Here is an 18,972-nt window from a genome sequence, read left to right as displayed (position 1 = left end):
AGCCTTCCTTGGTGTATAGAGAGTGTCACGTCACGAAATAATGACCTCGAAAATACCGAAGGAGGAGTCAAAATAAATTTTACTCGATTAATGCAAATAACGGAAAACACAATCACTGTTGCATAGATATCGCCAGACACAAACACGTTGCGCGTGCTATTGATGATCGAGAGAGATCGATCTAACCAAACGGTTTGTTTTCATAGTGCCCCTCAATCCTCGAATCGTTTCCGTACCCCCACCATAGGTGAAACATTAATTGTGATACAATAAAGAGGAGTAATTCTTTGTTACCTCATATTATTTTATTTACAAGAGTCAAATTTGCGACACTAGGAGGCTGGCTCGATGAAGATAAACATATTTGTTGTTGAAGATGATGATGCTTTGTTTGCTGCATTGAAGAAAGGTCTAGAGGCTTGGTCGTTCCGGGTCACGAGACCAGATGATTTTGAAGGTGTGATGCGTTCATTTCTTGAACAACAGCCTCAGCTCGTCATCATGGATGTCATACTCCCGAAATTTGACGGTTTTCATTGGTGTCGCGAGATTCGCGCTGTATCCAAAGTACCCATTGTTTTCCTTTCCTCTCGCGATCACCCAATGGATATGGTCATGGCACTGAGCATGGGAGCGGACGACTTCATCCAGAAGCCGTTTCATACAGATGTGCTTTATGCCAAAATTCAAGCCGTTCTCCGGAGGACATATGCTTATGGCGAAGAGCAATCGAATATTCTTGAATGGAATGGCGCCTTGATTGATTTGAATCGAGGTATAATTCGAAAAGCTGGGAAAGAAGTGGATTTAACAAAAAACGAATTTTTTATACTGATCACGCTTGTGAGAACCAACAATGTCATTATCTCGCGCCATGACTTGATACGAAAACTGTGGGAGGATGAGCAGTTCGTGAACGACAATACCCTCACGGCGAATGTAACTCGTTTGCGGCATAAGCTAGAGACAATCGATTTGGCAGACGCTATTGTGACAAAAAAAGGGCTGGGTTATATGGCCATCACTTTATAGAGATTATGAACATGTATTAATAGGGGGGAACCGAGCCATGTTTATCCGTTACGTTGATGCAAGGAAAAGCTGGATTTTACTGTTTGCCGGCTTGCTCGGCTTAGCCAATGCTCTGATCCTGCTTGATCAAGGCATCCAGGTCACATCTACTTCTCTTTTTTATTTTAACGCCTCATTTATTCTGTCCTTTCTCCTGTTTTTTATATGGCGCTTCAAAAAAGAGACAAAATATGCCGCCGCGTTGGCTGCTCTGCAGGAAGACATGGCCTTAGACTGGATGGAGACACTTCCTGAACCTGGGAACGGCCTAGATCAGATGACCAACGACATCTTACGGGAGGCCTCCCTTCAGTTCAAACGAAAGCTTTCTGACTATAAAGAATCTCAACTGATCGAGAATGAATTTACGGCCTCATGGATCCATGAGGTGAAGACTCCTCTCACCGCCATGAAGCTGATCTTGGACGCCCAGCCAAGTGATCCGGAAATACGTAAAATTGAAGCGGAATGGTTGCGGGTGTATTTGTTGGTTGACCGGCAGCTGCATATGACACGTCTGCCCGCGATCGAATCAGACTATGTTCTTGAATTGGCCTCTATACAGCGCCTTGCTGTGGAAGAAGTACGGGAGCTGGCGCCGTGGTGTATGGAAAAAAATCTGGCGGTCAGTATCGAAGGAACGGATGTAAAGGCCATTACAGACCAAAAATGGTGCCGTTTCATCCTTCGGCAACTGTTGACGAATGCCGTGAAATATAATCCTGCGAATACGGCACTTATGATCGTGACGGATGTAACGGAGACAGGCCAAGTCTTTTTGGATGTCATCGATGAAGGACCGGGAATACAGCCACATGAATTGCCGCGTATCTTTGACAAAGGCTTCACGGGCGAAAACGGCAGGATTCAAAACGCAGCGACCGGACTCGGGCTCTATCTTGCAAAAACCGTTGCAGATAAATTAGGAATTACCCTCAAAGCGCAACCCGGTCAAAAGAAAGGAACGGTAATGCGAATGATCTTTGTCGAACCTAACTCCTTCGAAGCTGTCCGGAGAGGGGCGGGCGAGTAATATCCAACTATGAAGCAGTCAGGATTGCTCCTGGCTGTTTTTTTGGTGTGGAATAGTGAACGTGACAATATTGTCACGTTGTCCTGCCAAATTGTCATGTAAAACGTACGACAAGCGGAAAATCCAACCGTATAATAAAGCTATCAAATTATGATTTGGAGGTACGTTATGGATCAGTTGAATGTAGGAGAAACCATTTTACAAGCACGAAATATCCACAAAACATATGGTAATAAAGGGAATGCACAGCATGTATTAAAAGGAATAGATTTACGCGTCACCCGCAGTGAATTTGTTGGCATTATGGGCCCTTCCGGATCAGGCAAGACGACATTGCTTAACGTCTTAGCCACGATTGATCATACTACGGACGGAACGGTTTTAATTGATGACGAAGATATCTCGAAGCTGAGTAATACCGCACTTTCTGCCTTTCGGCGCAACAAGCTGGGATTCATCTTCCAGGATTACAATCTACTGGACACGTTAACAGTGAAGGAAAATATACTGCTGCCCATCTCCCTTAGCAAAATGAGCAAGCGGAAAGCGGAAAGCGAGTTCACAGCCATCGCTGATGTGCTTGACATTAAAGCACTGTCGTACAAATATCCGCATGAAATATCAGGAGGCCAGAAACAACGGACAGCTGCCGGGCGCGCTCTGATCCACCAGCCTTCGATCGTGTTTGCGGACGAACCGACTGGTGCACTGGATTCCAAATCCGCTTCCTCGTTACTGGACGTGATGGAGAAAGTGAATCAGCAGCGAGGGGTCGCCATTGTCATGGTGACGCATGATCCGGTAGCCTCCAGCTATTGCAGCCGTGTTGTGTTTTTAAAAGACGGGAAGATTTATTCCGAGCTCTACCGCGGCGATAAAACAAGACATGCGTTCTTTAATGAAATTATGGACGTGCAAGCTGTGCTAGGGGGGCAACCATGTTGACGGTTTTTGAATTAGCGCTTCGCAGCATGCGGCAAAATGTGAAGCATTATTATTTGTACTTCTTTGCGCTGATCTTTAGTTTGAGCCTGTATTTTGTCTTCACCTCACTACAGCACGATCAGTCTGTTCAGAATATGACAAATACGAGCGTTGTCTTCTTTCAAATTGCGGGAGTCACGCTGATTGTGATCGTTGGGATCTTTACCGTCTCAGCCAACGGCATTTTCCTGCGTCGGCGCAGTCGAGAAATCGGACTATATCAGCTGATTGGTCTTTCCAAAGGCTGGGTAGCCCGATATCTAATAATCGAGAATATACTGCTTGGCTTAGGTGCACTACTTGCTGCGATCATTTTTGGTGCGTTGATTTCAAGGCTGTTCGTCCTGATTTTGCTGAATCTGCTCGGCTTAGAAGGGATTGTCGGCATCAGCTTCTCCGTACCAGCGGCTTTTAAAACGGCGATGGTCTATCTTTTCATCATCGTCATCACTTCCATTCAGATGATGTTGACGGTTTATCGCAGCAGCCTTCTGAATCTGTTTCAAGCTGACAAGCGGCCTGATCTCACTAAGCCGCCTAAAGCGGTGGCATCTGCTATTTTTGCCCTGCTCGGTCTGGCGCTGATTGGATACGGCTATAAATTATCGGGTCATATCGATAAAGAGTTATTCCCCAACGCACTATTGATGCTCGGATCTATCGTTACAGGGACTTACTTATTGTTTCACGTTACGATCAAATGGTGCTTTTACCGGCTGCGCAAACGTAAAGATGGACACCTAGGCTTAACAAACAGCCTGTCGATAGCTCCGCTGATGCACCATACGAAAGCAAATGCCAACTCACTTGCCTTGATTACGTTGTTGTCGGCCATGACCATCACGCTGATTTCCATGGCTTACTCCTTCTACTACTCCGTAGAGCATGAGACCCGTCGCGACCTCCCTTATGATTTTATGTTTGAAAACGATCCGAAGGAGGCGCTGTCGTTCAAAATGGAGCTGGAGAAGGAAGGCATCGATGTTAATCACCACGTCGTTCAAGCGGTTCTGACGATGGGCATCATCCTTGATCCGAATGACCAATCCTACAAGGTTGAAGAAAGTTTGTTATGGCTTCCGGCCGAACAGCTTAAACAAACAGGCGCAGACCTCAACGTGCCGCCAGATGGTGAAGCCATATTGTACGATGCTGGGGCCTCACTTGCCGGGGAATTAGATGAGCAGTCGAAGCGATATCCAACCGAAATAGAGCTGGAGCAGCATGGACAGACCGTTATGTATACATTGAGGACATTGAGGGAAACAAACATCATGAATTTAAATGCTCCCGGCAGTCAGCTGCTAGTGTCAGAAGCGACGATGAACAAAATCGCAGAACAAATGGCCGGTACGCCTGATTATAAAAAAATTCACTTTGATACGTATCAAGTTTCGGACAAGAAAGAGCTCGCAATAGCTTCCTCAATATACGAAAAATATGACAATGACGAACCATTAAAGTATGATTACTATGCGCAGTACAAAAAAGTGCTGGAGCTGACAGGCTTGCTCATTTTCATCGCAGCTTTCCTTGGACTTGTCTTTTTGATCTCAACCGGCAGCATCTTGTACTTTAAGCAAATGACTGAAGCTGAGCAGGAAAAGCAAAGCTTTAAGACATTGCGTCAGCTCGGATTTGACGTGGATATGATCATGAAAGGCATTATACGAAAGCAGGCCATCGTGTTCCTTCTCCCTCTATCGATTGGTATGCTGCATTCGATCTTTGCTATCAAGGCGGCTTCATTTATGATCCGGTCGGACACCATGTTTCCAGCATCCATCGCCATGGCGAGTTACACGGTTATCTATTTTGTATTCGCTCTGTTTACCATAGGCTACTACCGCAACATTGTAAAAAACGCTATGTCATAACCATCACTTAAAGTGGGATAAGCTATATGGGGTGCCGGCAACATTTCGGATATTTTGTACGCTAAGCATATCTCCAACCTAAAAAAATCGATTCCTTATCGTACAGGGAAATGAAGATCAGTAAACTTTCTAATCAAACAGGAGTTAGCCCCCGTTCTATTCGTTATTACGAGAAAAAAGGTTAATCCAACCTTCTCGTAAAGAAAATGGTTATCGGGTTTATGAAGAGCAAGACAAATACAGCCTGTTATAGCCTATGGTTCCCTCGAACCCATGGACGGTGATTGGAATAGCTCCAGTCTCATTTGGTCATCCATGCAGGTGAAAATAATATCCATTTCGTTAGATAAATAGCCTTCTTTGAAAAGCTTTCTTTTACTTTCCCGTTAAATCGGCCTTTTACTATATATGAAATGTTTTTAGAATACCTTATGAGGGTATTTGTTGTTAGCTATCGCATTTTGTCTTGCTATCATCTAATCCTTTGGATATGATTTATCCAAAGGGTTTTTATAAAGAAGGGAAATAAAGATGATGATAAGACCATATAAAAATGAAGATATTCAAAAAATAATAGATATTTGGTATAAAGGTTCAGTACAGGCTCATCATTTCATAGATGCTAGCTATTGGGAATCAAAAATGCAAGAAATGAAAGATAAGTATATTCCAATGTCAGAGACTCATGTCATTACAGACCAATCCGAGATTATCGGATTTATTTCTATGGTAGGCAACTATTTAGCAGCACTTTTTATAGATGTACGCAACCAAAATAATGGGGCTGGAAGAGAGTTGTTGAACTTTGAAAAAAGGCGACGGAATATCATGCAGCTGAGAGTATATCAGGAAAATGCATTAGCTATAAACTTTTATTTGAAAAATGGCTTTGTTTTGAAGGATGAACTTAGGGATGAGCAGACAGGTAAAGCGGAGTATTTAATGGAATGGAAAAAAGCTTAGCATGCTTTTAAAAGAAGAATGAGAATTTTTTCTATAACCTAACAAAAATAGTCTATTTTTTCAAAACGTTAGGTATAATAAGTTCATACAGTAAAAAGACCGATAGGTGCGGTAACACCTACCGGTCATGCAATAGATTTCCTTTATAGTGGCGGTCACCATATAATCTGGTTTTGCCACCTTGCTATAACTATAAAGCTTAGTAGGGTGGCTTATTCTTTTTCTTTCATAATCAGCACTATAAGAACTAGTAATACTGATCATTAGAACGATTGCTTCGTAAACCGTCTTTGTTACCGCCCTAGGACTTTATAGGCGCCGTGGAAAAGCAAATCCTTCTGTACAAGTTAGGAAGAATATCGTTTATCTAATTTATCTCGGTGGGATTGAAAGATATCTTCAAGTGGAATATCATATTTATTCGCAATGACAATAAGATTTCCCAAAACGTCACCTAGTTCCTCTACTAATTCTTGTTTTTGTTGATCTAATGTTCCGGTACCTTCATCTGGTCTATCTCTACCAATTTCCAGTGCTCTGATGGCTCTTGCAACCTCACCTGTTTCTTCTGCTAGAAAACCAATTCGAATAAAAATATCTAAATCTGACCACCCTCTTTTCTCATAATAAGACTTTACCCATTGTTGAAAATCATTTAAATTCATATAAATCCTCCATATTTTTTTCTTTTAGATTAACAGAATAATCTATATAATGATAATCGATATCTATATAGATCGATAGGGGGAATTATTTTGAAACGAATAGCGGTTTTTTGTGGTTCTAGTTATGGTGCTTCAAATATTTATAAAGAAGGTGCCATCCAATTAGGAAAAGAATTAGTGAAGCGAGATATCACACTAGTTTACGGTGGAGCAAGTGTCGGGATAATGGGGGAATTAGCTAATACCGTGTTAGCCGAAGGTGGAGAGGTAATTGGAGTGATACCAACACTATTAGAAGAAAGGGAAATAGCCCATCCCCATCTATCCGAACTGTATACGGTTCATACTATGCATGAAAGAAAAGCAAAGATGGCTGAACTGGCAGATGCATTTATTGCCCTTCCAGGAGGTCCTGGAACCATGGAGGAATTTTTCGAAATATTTACATGGGCACAAATTGGCTTACATCAAAAACCATTTGGCCTGCTGAATATTCATCAATATTTTAATCCTTTAGTTAGTTTATTTGATCATATGGTGGAGCAACAATTTTTGCAGGAGAAGTACCGATCCTTAGCTATGGTTGACTCCAATCCTTCATCTCTAATAGAAAAATTTACTACTTTTGAACCGATCTCTGTAAAAACTTACAGTTAAAGGCTCTATTATTAAATATTTTTACCGAAACAAAAGCCTGAACCTTATCTTTAGAAAAAGGTTCAGGCCTTCCAACATCACTAACGGTCACATTATTTTACGACTAAAACAGGACATTGTACGCGTTTGAGTATTTTGTGACTTACACTTCCGAGGATCATGGTTTGTAGTTTATTTAATCCTCTACTACCTACCACCACAAGATCATAATTATTGTCATTAGCAAATTCAACAATCGAAGGACCAGGTTCACCATGTAAGATGTTTGTTTCACAAGGAATACCTACAGATGTAATTTTATCTTTTACCGGTTTTATCTTTTCTTCTCTTTCTTTTTTAACTTCATATTTGTCCACACCATGAAGGACATCTGTTTTGGACGTATTCCCATCTACTACATAGACAATGTCGATGGTTCCATTCTTGAGTTGAGCAATTTCGATTGCGTGTTCCGCTGCTCGAACGGAGTGCTCTGATCCATCTGTTGCAAGTAATATTTTTTTATACAAGCCCCTTCACCTCTTCTACGATTAATGACCCGATGCTTTTGATAGACCACCGATTTTTCTTTTTAATAATCTACTCTCCGCATTTAGACCTATATATTGTACCTTAACATGATTTTGTTCAAATTTCATTTCGATTTTGTCTAATGCACCAATTGCTGAATCATCCCAGAGGTGAGCATTGGTAAGATCAATATCCACTTGTTTAATCGGTTCGTTGAAAGCAAATTGTTCTACTAAATCACTTACTGAAGCAAAGAAAATTTGTCCATCGACTTTATAAATTTTCTTACTATTATCTACAGATGAAATACTCGTAACCTTGACCTTAGATATTTTTGCCGCAAAGAAGATGGCACTTAGTAATACACCAAGTAAAACACCTTTTGATAAGTCATGTGTTACTACTACGGTAATAACGGTTGCTACCATAACAATTGCATCGGTTCTAGGAATCTTATGAATATTTCGTAGGGAAGACCAATCAAAGGTACTGATAGATACCATAATCATTACACCAGCAAGTGCTGCCATAGGAATTTGGACGACGACATCACCTAATACAATAATTAAAAACATAAGGAAAAGACCTGCAACAAAGGCAGACAATCGACCTTTTCCGCCAGATTTAACATTAATAACGGATTGTCCTATCATTGCACAACCAGCCATTCCGCCAAAGAAACCTGACGCAATATTAGCTATCCCTTGTCCGCGACATTCTTTGTTTTTATTGCTTTCTGTATCTGTCATGTCATCCACGATATTAGCGGTTAACAATGACTCTAATAACCCAACAATGGCGAGTGCTAGTGAATAAGGGAAAATAATCGCCAATGTTTCAAAAGATATTGGGATGTCAGGAATCATAAAAATTGGTAATTGGGAAGAGATATTACCAAGGTCTCCTACTGTACGAATACCAAATCCGGAAAATACGGTGATTAAAGTTACAACGATAATGGCCACTAAAGTGGAGGGAACCGCTTTTGTGATCCTAGGAAAAAGATAAATAATTGCCAATGTTAAAGCTACCATACTGTACATAATCCAGCTTTCACCTTCGAAATGCTGTAATTGTGATGTGAAGATCATAATAGCTAGTGCGTTAACAAATCCGACCATTACGGAACGAGGAACAAATTTTATAAACCTAGCTAATTTAAATACCCCAAATAGAATTTGTATTATTCCAGTTAAAATAGTAGCCGCAAATAAATATTGCAACCCGTGATCTGCTACTAACGTGATCATCAATAGCGCCATAGCCCCTGTTGCAGCTGAAATCATCCCGGGTCTTCCACCCACAAAGGAAATGATAACAGCAATACAGAAGGAGGCATATAGCCCAACCATTGGATCAACCCCTGCAATAATCGAAAACGCAATGGCTTCTGGAATTAACGCTAAAGCTACCACTATTCCCGCTAATATATCTCCTCGTATATTCCCAAACCATTCATATTTAATTTTTTCTGCTCTGTTCATGAAGCACCTCTTTCGTATTATTTTATAGTTCTCTGAGCGTTTCAGAGAAAATTTCCGGCGTGAACAAAGTGAACTATATCACAATTTACAAAAACGTCAAACCGCTATAGAAACGTAAACAATGGTATTTTTCTTTGAATTACAGCCATTTTCTACAGTTTTCTATTATATTTATCAAATACTGTTAAATGAATAGTATTTTTTAGTACCGATATAGTGCTTGTAAGTGTTGATATAATTATTTAAGGTATAGAAAAACCTAGCTTTTTTTGCTAGGTTTTTAGTACAAGAATTTACTTTGTATCCATAGAACTTAGTTTGTTGGCTTCTGCAATAATATTTTTAATTAATATTTCGGCTTTTTGAATTGTGGCTAATCTAGGGCTTTGACCAGCCCAAAGGGACATGAAATCTTGATTATATTCTGTAGCAGCAGTTTTTCTAATATCTTGTGTTAGTCTATTTTGAACAGGAAAATTGGGTAACAGTGTTTCATAGTTCTGCATTTTTGAAATAAAATTATTTTTAATTCCTCTTGCCCACTTACCTGAAAATGAACGAGTTAAAACAGTTTGGTCTTCTTTAGCTTTAAGAATTGCTTCTTTATGAACCTTATTCGCTCCACTTTCAATACAAGTAAGGAAAGCTGTACCCATTTGTACACCCATTGCTCCTAAACAAATCGAAGCCATTAATCCTCTCCCATCCATAATTCCTCCTGCAGCAACAATAGGAATGCTTATATTGTCTACAACTTGTGGGATCAGAGACATTAACCCAACCAAATTTTCTTGTGCTCCATTAATAAAGCTCCCACGATGTCCACCAGCTTCACTTCCTTGAACAACAACCATATCCATTCCAGCTTTTTGATTTTTCATTGTTTCTGTCACAGTGGTAGCTGTGCCAATCAGGATAATGTTTGATTGTTTTAATTCAGCAATCACTTCTCTAGAAGGGATGCCAAATGTAAATGAACAAATAGGAACTTTTTCTTCCATAATAACCTTAATTTGTTCAGTAAATGTATCAGAAACATCTTTAAAGTTTGGAAAATCAAGGTCATCCCTTTGGGGTAAATTTAATTGCTTACGAATCGGGTTTAAGAACTGGTTAGCCGATTTAATCTCATTCTCTGTAATATCAAACTCATTAGGAACAAAGAGATTTATTCCAAACGGATTTGAAGTTAATTGCTTTATTTCCCTAATTTCTTCCCTTATTTGAGCAGGGGGCAAGTATCCTGCTCCAAGCATCCCTAGCCCACCAGCATTTGAAACCTCAGCGATTAATGTTGAGGTTGTTACTCCACCAGCCATAGGAGCCTGGATAATCGGATGCTTAATTTTCAAAAGTTCTGTCATCTTATTCTTTAACATATTTCTCACCTCTTTTTTATTTTTACTTATTGATTAAGTTAGTCTTTCCTTCGATTTTTTCTAAAGATAAAAATTATATTTAAATCATATCTTTTTTTTGATATATTGAATAATACATTATATTGATATTAGCCATCAGTTATTTAGATGGCAAAAAGGTGTGAGGATTTTTATGGATTTGCATACATTAAAAATTTTTCAGACTGTTGCAAGGCTGGGAAGTATTTCACAAGCAGCAAGAGAACTTCAATATGCACAATCTAATATCACTATGAAAATACAGCAATTGGAATCAGATCTTAAAACAACCCTTTTTTATAGACATAATCGTGGGACTGACTTAACAGCCAAGGGAAGCATGTTGCTATCATACACTGAAAAAATATTTCATCTTATAGAGGAAGCAAAAAGTGTGATGAATGATGATCAAACACCAAGTGGTCCGTTAATTATTGGTTCAATGGAAACAACCGCTGCAGTTCGCTTACCAACCCTACTCGCAAAGTATCATAAAGACTTTCCAGATGTTGATGTAACTTTAAAAACAGGCTCTTCTGAACAAAATATCCAAGGAGTTTTAAAGTATGAACTTGATGGAGCATTTGTGGCTGGACCTATTGAACATCCCGAGCTCATTCAAAAGGAAGTAATTAATGAGGAATTAGTACTCATTACCGATACAATTCATCCTCCTATTTCTTCATTTAAAGATATTCAAACAAGAACGTTGCTTGTATTTCATGCTGGATGTTCTTATCGAGAAAAACTTGAACAATGGTTACGTCAAGAGAGGATAGTTCCGAATAAAATAATGGAATTTGGTACTTTAGATGCGATAATCGGTTGTGTAGTAGCTGGTCTAGGTATAAGTATGCTTCCACAAGTTGTCGTTACAAAGCATGTACAAGATGGAATGCTTAGACAGCATTCCATTCCAAATTTATACGGTAAAGTCAAAACAGTGTTCATTTATCGGAAAGATAAGTATATACCTCCGTCTTTACTAAAATTTATAAATATGTTAAGTGATTTAGATGGTTAAGTATAAAAAAAGACTACATACTTTAGAATTACATGTAGTCAAATAGTAACCTTCACTGGTTTTTTTGCTAACAGGGAACAGATAACGCCGATTATAGGAAAGATTAATGCTAATAGAATAACGATAGTATAGCCACCAAATAGGTCAAAGCCTATACCAAATGGTAACGGGCCTAGGGATGAACCGATAACCATTATCGTGGCTCCAACACCATTAATACTCCCAATATATTTTCTACCAAAGTAATTAGGCCAAATAACACCGATAGCAATACGTTCTAATCCACCTGCCAATCCCCATAATATACCAAATAGTATTGCCATAAGGAAACTATCTGTAATTAGTAACAATAAAAGAACAAAAAATTCGATGATAAAGATAACGAATAGGACATAGTTTGTTTTTACTTTGTCTAAAATTACACCCGAGACTAAGGAAATCGGAATTCCGACAAATGCCATTAAGCTTAAAACCATTGCGGCCATTTCAAGCGATAATCCATTCGTTTTAAAGATAGAGGTGATATGGAACGTAATACCTGTATTAACTAACGCAGGTATACCAACACAGATTAATACAGCCCAAAAAGCTCTCGTTCTCATTGCTTCATTTAATGTCCAATCTTCTTCAGCCTCTATGACGGGTGTCACTAATTTATTTTGTTGGTCGGCCTCTGGTTCTACGTTTCCATCTGGCTCTAATCCAATAGATTCTGGGCTATTTCTTACTCCAAGGAAAGCAATAGGTACAAATAAAAATAGAAGTACTATTCCCCAAAATTGCCATGCTACTTGCCAGCTCCATGTTTGAATGAGCCAAGTATTAATAATAGGAAATAACATGGCACCAGCAAAGCTAAAAAGTGCTTTTAAACTAAAGGCTCGACCTCTTTTTTTCACAAACCACTGGGCAACGAGTGTATTTGGAATTAATGTCATACTCCCTTGCCCTAATAAACGTACCATGAAAAATCCTAATGCAAGCATCCAAATACTAGATATAAAACTATTATAGAAACATGCTAAGGAAAATAAAGTTCCTACTGTTACCATCATCATCCTTGGTCCAAATCGATCGATGAAACGTCCTACGATCATCATTAGTACACCTGCTAATAGTGTAGCAACAGAATAGACACCGGAGACTTGTGATCTCGACCATCCGAAATCATGTATATATTCATCTATAAACTGAGAATTTGAAAATGTTTGACCAGGTCCAGAGAAAAACACCCCTAAACCACCAATAACTAAGATAACCCATCCATAATAAAAATTATCAAATATTTTTAATCGATGTAACATAGTTACCTCCTTCTCGATGATCGGTGAATTTATAAGCGGAAAGAGTAAAGAGGACGAATGAGGATGGAGAGGTATGAACAGTTAACTACTATAAACGCTTTCATGAAAAGTTGCAAGTAATGTGCATAGTACTCGTAAAAGAAGAAACACCCTAATATTGGGTGCTTCCTAGTGTTTATTTTTTTATCAACGGAATCCATGTGTTTGCTTCTTGGAGGAGCGCGCTAGCACTTTAAAGTATTAGCTATATCCTTTATTTTACAAAAAGCGTGTTATAATTGGTAAAAAGGCAAGTGACTTAACATATGAAGGAGGAAATGGAATGAATCAGAAGTTAACAAGATCATCAACGGATAAGGCATTCTATGGTGTGTGTGGAGGGATCGCGGAGTTTTTTGGCATATCTTCTTTCATTGTCAGATTAATTTTCTTCTTCACTTCTTCTGTTTCTGTTTGGGTATATATATTTCTATCGATAGCATTAGATAATAAACCATCACTGAAATAATGCTCCTTCCTCAAAATCACAAGCAATCACTTGTGATTTTTTTTTTGTTGTATTCCGTCTATTGACACTCCTATCATCCTTTGCTAAGCTATACTGACGACCGTTCGTAAGGGGTGGTAGGATGTCTTATCAATTAATTAAACAGGAAGCATTGAATTTATTCGCCATACATGGTTATGAAGGGACGTCCCTTGCTGATATTGCGAAGCAAGTAGGGATCAAGAAACAATCCATCTATACTCATTTTAAAGGAAAAGATGCCCTGTTTATGCAAATACTAAAGGAAACCTTCGCAGATGAGTTAAAAAAGGAACAAGATTATATAAAAAGATATTTCGATAAAACACTAAAGGAATTTTTATGGGCAGATCTGCAACATTTTATCCATCGATTTCATCATGATAATCAATTAAAGTTCTGGCTTCGTAACACCTTTCTTCCTCCACGTCATTTATACGATGAAGTCACTAGGGAGCTCTATCAATACATTGATCAAGTAGACTTATTATATTTTGATCGATTTCAATATGCGTATGAAAAGGAAGAAATAAGTCAAGATCCTAATATTGCAGTCATGTCATTTTCGGCTTTGTTAGATTCCATTGGTGTCGAATTAATTTACGGAGGAGAAGCTCGTACCAACCGAAAATTACATGCAGCTTGGAAAATATTCTGGTTAGGTATTACCTATCCAGATCGTACATCTCAGAAGTAAGGAGGGTTCACATGTATCATGCCGAAACATGGAAGGAAAAAATTCGTTTATTCCTAGTTATTTTGTGGCCGATAATGATTACACAGATCAGTTTATCAGCAATGAACCTTGTTGACACGATGATGTCTGGTCGTGTTGGAACAGATGATCTTGCTGGAGTCGCTATTGGATCTAGTTTATGGTCACCAGTTTTTACAGGAATGAATGGTGTTATGCTCGCCATTACACCGATTATTGCGCAATTTATGGGAGCAAACCAACGTCATAAAATTCATCATACCGTAACACAAGCTATATTTTTAGCTATTATGCTTGGTTTGATGATTATTCTAGTAGGGGCGTTTGCCCTCCATCCGATTTTAAATCTAATGGATTTAGAAGAAAATGTACAACATATCGCTTTTCATTATTTAGCTGGTCTGTCGATTGGGATTATCCCATTATTCCTTTCCAATGTTATTCGTAATTTCTTCGATGGACAAGGATTCACACGAATCACCATGATTATTACGGTTTTAGCTGTTCCCTTTAATGTACTTTTAAATTATAGTTTAATTTTTGGTAATTTTGGAATGCCTAAGTTAGGCGGGATTGGTGCTGGATACGCAACAGGTATCACCTTCTGGATCATATTAATTATTAGCATTATTATGACATTTAGAATTGAAGCAGTGAAAAAGTACAAATTATTTGTCCATTGGGTGAAGCCATCGTTTAAAGCATGGAAAGAGCAATTATCCATAGGAATACCAATCGGACTTTCCATTTTCTTTGAAGCAAGCATTTTTTCCGTTGTTACCTTACTAATTGGCAATATGTTTTCCACTACGGTTATTGCGGCAAATCAAATTGTGATTAGCTTTACGACATTACTATTTATGATACCACTTAGTATATCAATGGCTATAACGATTGTGGTAGGCTATTCAATTGGCGGTAAAAAATTAGATGCAGCTAAACAGTATGCCTTTATTGGAGTACTTGGAGCCATCGGTTTTCTTGCTTCAGGATCTGTCTTTATGTTCTTTTTCCGAGAGCCAATTGCCTACCTTTACACTACAGATCCGATTGTTGTACAAATAGCGGGACAGTTATTCATCATTGCCATTATTTATCAATTATCTGATGCTTCACAAGCTAGTCTACAGGGTGTTTTACGGGGCTACAAGGATGTAAAAGTACCATTTTATATCGCCTTTGTTTCTTATTGGTTAATTGGTATCCCTTCTGGATATTTATTAGCAGCCTTTACGAATCTTGGACCCTCTGGTTTTTGGGTTGGAATTACACTTGGATTAACAGGGGCTGCAATTGGATTCTTTCTTCGTTTACGGGTAATTTATCGAAAGGAAAAAGCTAAATTAGATTAGGGATAGGAAATTTAACTCGCAGTTGACTGCGAGTTTTTTTATGTGCGCCAGGCATGGCGACTATCTAGGTGGTGAAAGTCCACTGTGGGGGTACACATCAACCAACCACTAGAGAAGCGCAAGGTACTTATCGTGAGGTAAGGGCTGAAGGAAGCGTGTATCAAAATCTTGGCTCGACGAACAGAAATCTGATACCAAGGCTTTATAGGCGGATAAGGCTCCATAACAAGTCAAAGTCCAAAAGATGTGCGTAATCCTATAGAGTAAATCAGACGAGTAAAAGAGGAAAGATAGTTGCCTTACCCTGGGAGGTCTCACGGACAGCTGAGGATTCCCCTATAAAGAAAGCTGGTCGAAAAAGGTTTACCGTGAGAAGTCAGCCGAAGCCATAGTAGTGATGAAATCATGAAGGGCTGAACAATTTATAGTGTTTCTACGCCATGAATGCACGGCAGATATATTTCAGAATGTGTTAATGAGGAAAGTATGAGCGTATCTCAGAGGATACTCAAAAGAGAAGTGTCTGATCGTCACGTTAACGGAAAGGAAGAAACGAGTGTGGAGCTTTTAGAAGAAATCTTAAGCAATCAAAATATGAATCAAGCTTATAAGCGCGTGTATCGCAATAAAGGTGCAAGTGGAGTAGACGGAGTGAGTGTAGAAGAATTAAAGGAATATCTGAAAGAACAAAAGGATGAACTTCGTGCTCAAATCCGGAAAAGAAAATACCAACCTTCGCCAGCATTGCGAGTCGAGATTCCAAAAGAAAATGGAAAAATGCGCAAACTAGGTATCCCAACGGTTGTCGACAGAGTGGTACAACAAGCAATCAGTCAAAAACTTAACCCCATATTTGAAAAACAATTCAGTGAATACAGCTATGGTTTCCGACCTAGAAGAAGCTGTGAAATGGCAATTATTCAAGCACTAGAATATATAAATGATGGATATGAATGGTTAGTAGATATTGACTTAGAGCGATTCTTTGATACGGTTCATCACGACAAGCTGATGAGAATCATCTCCCATACGATAAAAGATGGAGATGTGATTTCCCTTATCCGGAAATATCTCGTAAGTGGAGTAATGGTCCATGGTAAATATGAAGATACGCCAGTTGGAACACCACAGGGAGGCAATCTTAGCCCACTCCTAAGCAACATTATGTTGAACGAGTTGGATAAGGAACTAGAAGCAAGAGGACTGCGTTTCGTCAGATACGCAGATGATAGTCTCATTTTCATAAGAAGCGAAAAAGCAGCGAATAGAGTGCTCACTTCCATTACAAAATTTATCGAGAAGAAATTGGGATTAAAGGTAAATGTGGAAAAGAGTAGAATCTCCCGTCCTGGTGAAACAAAATTTCTAGGATTCGGTTTCTACTATGATTTTAATAAGGAAAAGTTCCAACCAAGACCACATGAAAAATCGATTCAGAAATTTCAAAGGAAACTGCGAAAACTAACGAAACGAAATCTGGGCATCTCACTAGATGACAGAATCGTCAAGTTAAAACAGGTCATTCTAGGTTGGGTCAACTACTTCAAGATAGCCAACATGAAGAAAGCACTTGGAGCGGTAGACGCAAAACTTCGCTCCCGACTTCGAGTAATCATCTGGAAGCAATGGAAGAACAACAAGAAGAGAATAAAATCTCTTATCCAGCTTGGCATTCCCGAAGAGGAAGCAAAAGGCTTAACTTACTGTCGAAGAGGGTATCGTTTCATTGGGCTATCGAAGGTGGTTCAAAGAGCTTTATCTAACAAACGTCTCAAGCAAAGGGGTATACCCTTTGTCTTAGACTACTACTTAAAAGTACACACTGTGATATAAATTGAACCGCCGTATACGGAACCGTACGTACGGTGGTGTGAGAGGGGCGGATAGTTATTTAACTTTCCCCCTCTACTCGATTAACAAGTTTTGGTTGTATAGTTAGAACGAAAATGTGATTAAAGGTAACTATTAGAATTACATAAATGCCATGTTATTAATAGTCATTTAGTATTGGTCGGTAAGTAATATAATTACTATTGGTAATACAATTATAAGAATTTCTATGTAATTGAATAAATTATAGGTCAAACAACCTATAATTTGATACAAAAAATTAAAAAACATATTTCAATAAAATCTATCATTTTTCGCTAAAAGGGAGTATAATAGGACTATATTTGATTTCGTAAAAGCTCCTTACATAAAACTTGCGTGTTTATCACATTTCATACATACATCAATTCTAGTAGTACGAGCTTTGTTTTTCCTAAAGAGAAGAATTATTTATTATTAATAAACAGGAGGATGTAGTTTAAATGGTAAAAAAGAAAATGATTATGTCTGTTACCTTAGGTGCAGCTATCGCATCAACAATGATAGGAGCAGATGAAGCAGAAGCGGCGTCGTATAAAGTCCAAAGTGGTGATTCATTATGGAAGATAGCTCAGAAGTATAATACAAGTGTACAAGCACTGATCGATATTAATAAGCTTCGCTCTGATATTATTTATCCAAATCAAATTATCAAAACAGATGCATCTTCTTCTAATAAAAATAACCAAACGCAAAATAAAAATGCGAATCAAAGCACCAGTAAGACAAATAAATATACAGTGAAAAGTGGAGATACTCTAAGTGGTATAGCATACAAGCACAATATTTCCCTTCAAAACTTAATGAAATGGAATAATTTAAATACTACATTGATCTACCCAGGCAATGTCTTAGTAGTAAAAAAGTCAAGCTCTAATACCAGTTCTAATAATGAGCAAACATCATCTAATTCTAACTCTAATAAAGAAGAAAGTAGTTCTTCCTCTACTATTTATATTGTAAAGTCAGGGGACACACTTTCTCATATAGGAGTTCAATATAGTGTTTCTGTTGCTAATTTGAGGAAATGGAATAATCTAAGCTCTGATCGAATTTATGTTGGTCAAAAGTTGAAAATCGGAGCAAAGCAAGATTCAACAAGCTCCACTTCTGATAAGAATACTAGCAATAAACAACCTAGTAATATAGATTACAACGTAACCAAACTTATCGATGTTGCTACAAGCTTAAAGGGTACAAAGTATGCTTGGGGTGGAACAACACCAAATGGATTTGATTGTAGTGGATACATTTATTATGTATACAAGCAAGCTGGTAAAAAGGACATCAAGCGACTTTCCAGTGCAGGTTATTATGACCGTTCCTATTATGTTAACAATCCCAAGGTTGGAGATTTAGTATTTTTTGAGGGAACTTATAAATCTGGCATTTCACACATGGGAATCTATCTAGGAAACAATCAATTTATCCATGCAGGCTCAGATGGAGTAGAGGTTGTTAGCTTAAACAATTCTTATTGGAAGAAACACTTTTCTAGTTTTAAAAGATTCTATTAATGGTAAGACGCCAACCCTTTAGGA

At 38.4% G+C, this 18,972-nt stretch carries 18 protein-coding genes; 13 read left to right on the top strand and 5 right to left on the bottom strand.

What is annotated here, in order from left to right; all coding sequences use genetic code 11:
* Positions 1-348 precede the first annotated feature (348 nt).
* From DLJ74_RS00680 to DLJ74_RS00655, 6 genes are all read left to right on the top strand, one after another.
* The gene (locus DLJ74_RS00680; protein WP_181397403.1) at positions 349-1,032 is read left to right on the top strand and encodes a response regulator transcription factor; all 684 of its coding nucleotides are present in this window, start codon (positions 349-351) and stop codon (positions 1,030-1,032) included.
* A gap of 37 nt (positions 1,033-1,069) precedes the next feature.
* The gene (locus tag DLJ74_RS00675; RefSeq protein WP_109982920.1) at positions 1,070-2,104 is read left to right on the top strand and encodes a sensor histidine kinase; all 1,035 of its coding nucleotides are present in this window, start codon (positions 1,070-1,072) and stop codon (positions 2,102-2,104) included.
* A gap of 168 nt (positions 2,105-2,272) precedes the next feature.
* Entirely contained in the window at positions 2,273-3,049 is a 777-nt protein-coding gene (locus tag DLJ74_RS00670) for an ABC transporter ATP-binding protein (protein ID WP_109982919.1), read from the top strand.
* Positions 3,046-4,965, top strand: a complete 1,920-nt coding sequence (locus tag DLJ74_RS00665) for an FtsX-like permease family protein (RefSeq protein WP_109982988.1) — start codon at positions 3,046-3,048, stop codon at positions 4,963-4,965. The genes DLJ74_RS00670 and DLJ74_RS00665 overlap by 4 nt, the downstream gene beginning before the upstream one ends.
* A 110-nt stretch (positions 4,966-5,075) precedes the next feature.
* Positions 5,076-5,150, top strand: coding sequence for a MerR family DNA-binding transcriptional regulator (locus tag DLJ74_RS20995; protein WP_109982987.1), 75 nt, complete (start codon positions 5,076-5,078; stop codon positions 5,148-5,150).
* Between the two features lie 346 nt (positions 5,151-5,496).
* Positions 5,497-5,928 carry an N-acetyltransferase gene (locus tag DLJ74_RS00655; protein ID WP_245902225.1) on the top strand — a complete coding sequence of 144 codons (432 nt, stop codon included), beginning with the start codon at positions 5,497-5,499 and terminating at the stop codon, positions 5,926-5,928.
* Between the two features lie 347 nt (positions 5,929-6,275).
* Here the strand turns inward: DLJ74_RS00655 and DLJ74_RS00650 are convergent, their stop codons facing one another.
* Positions 6,276-6,593, bottom strand: coding sequence for a MazG nucleotide pyrophosphohydrolase domain-containing protein (locus DLJ74_RS00650; RefSeq protein WP_054788723.1), 318 nt, complete (start codon positions 6,591-6,593; stop codon positions 6,276-6,278).
* Positions 6,594-6,683: 90 nt separating this feature from the next.
* Between DLJ74_RS00650 and DLJ74_RS00645 the strand changes: the two genes are divergently transcribed.
* The gene (locus DLJ74_RS00645) at positions 6,684-7,250 is read left to right on the top strand and encodes an LOG family protein (protein ID WP_109982918.1); all 567 of its coding nucleotides are present in this window, start codon (positions 6,684-6,686) and stop codon (positions 7,248-7,250) included.
* A gap of 92 nt (positions 7,251-7,342) precedes the next feature.
* On the opposite strand, the gene DLJ74_RS00640 is transcribed toward DLJ74_RS00645, so the two are convergent.
* From DLJ74_RS00640 to DLJ74_RS00630, 3 genes are all read right to left on the bottom strand, one after another.
* A complete protein-coding gene (locus DLJ74_RS00640; RefSeq protein WP_054860462.1) occupies positions 7,343-7,759 on the bottom strand; it encodes a universal stress protein in 417 nt (138 codons plus the stop codon).
* Between the two features lie 21 nt (positions 7,760-7,780).
* A complete protein-coding gene (locus tag DLJ74_RS00635) occupies positions 7,781-9,244 on the bottom strand; it encodes a SulP family inorganic anion transporter (protein ID WP_109982917.1) in 1,464 nt (487 codons plus the stop codon).
* Between the two features lie 293 nt (positions 9,245-9,537).
* Entirely contained in the window at positions 9,538-10,623 is a 1,086-nt protein-coding gene (locus DLJ74_RS00630) for an NAD(P)H-dependent flavin oxidoreductase (RefSeq protein WP_109982916.1), read from the bottom strand.
* A 172-nt stretch (positions 10,624-10,795) separates the two neighbouring features.
* Between DLJ74_RS00630 and DLJ74_RS00625 the strand changes: the two genes are divergently transcribed.
* Positions 10,796-11,665: a LysR family transcriptional regulator gene (locus DLJ74_RS00625; RefSeq protein ID WP_109982915.1), complete on the top strand. Its 870-nt coding sequence runs from the start codon at positions 10,796-10,798 to the stop codon at positions 11,663-11,665.
* Positions 11,666-11,703: 38 nt separating this feature from the next.
* Here DLJ74_RS00625 and DLJ74_RS00620 read toward each other — a convergent pair whose 3' ends face one another.
* Complete coding sequence (locus DLJ74_RS00620) at positions 11,704-12,969, bottom strand: MFS transporter (protein ID WP_109982914.1); 1,266 nt, start codon at positions 12,967-12,969, stop codon at positions 11,704-11,706.
* A gap of 322 nt (positions 12,970-13,291) precedes the next feature.
* Here DLJ74_RS00620 and DLJ74_RS00615 point away from each other — a divergent pair, with 322 nt between their 5' ends.
* The 5 genes from DLJ74_RS00615 (at position 13,292) to DLJ74_RS00595 (ending at position 18,948) form a co-directional block, all read left to right on the top strand.
* Positions 13,292-13,477, top strand: coding sequence for a PspC domain-containing protein (locus tag DLJ74_RS00615; protein ID WP_109982913.1), 186 nt, complete (start codon positions 13,292-13,294; stop codon positions 13,475-13,477).
* A 121-nt stretch (positions 13,478-13,598) separates the two neighbouring features.
* Positions 13,599-14,192, top strand: a complete 594-nt coding sequence (locus DLJ74_RS00610; RefSeq protein ID WP_054860460.1) for a TetR/AcrR family transcriptional regulator — start codon at positions 13,599-13,601, stop codon at positions 14,190-14,192.
* A gap of 11 nt (positions 14,193-14,203) precedes the next feature.
* A complete protein-coding gene (locus DLJ74_RS00605) occupies positions 14,204-15,562 on the top strand; it encodes an MATE family efflux transporter (protein WP_109982912.1) in 1,359 nt (452 codons plus the stop codon).
* A 558-nt stretch (positions 15,563-16,120) separates the two neighbouring features.
* A complete protein-coding gene (gene ltrA, locus DLJ74_RS00600; protein ID WP_109982985.1) occupies positions 16,121-17,395 on the top strand; it encodes a group II intron reverse transcriptase/maturase in 1,275 nt (424 codons plus the stop codon).
* Between the two features lie 479 nt (positions 17,396-17,874).
* Complete coding sequence (locus DLJ74_RS00595; protein WP_109982911.1) at positions 17,875-18,948, top strand: C40 family peptidase; 1,074 nt, start codon at positions 17,875-17,877, stop codon at positions 18,946-18,948.
* Positions 18,949-18,972: the final 24 nt, after the last annotated feature.

The organism is Gracilibacillus dipsosauri, assembly GCF_003176895.1.
Taxonomy (GTDB): Bacteria; Bacillota; Bacilli; order Bacillales; family Amphibacillaceae; genus Gracilibacillus; species Gracilibacillus dipsosauri.
This window is presented reverse-complemented; position numbering and strand designations above follow the sequence as displayed.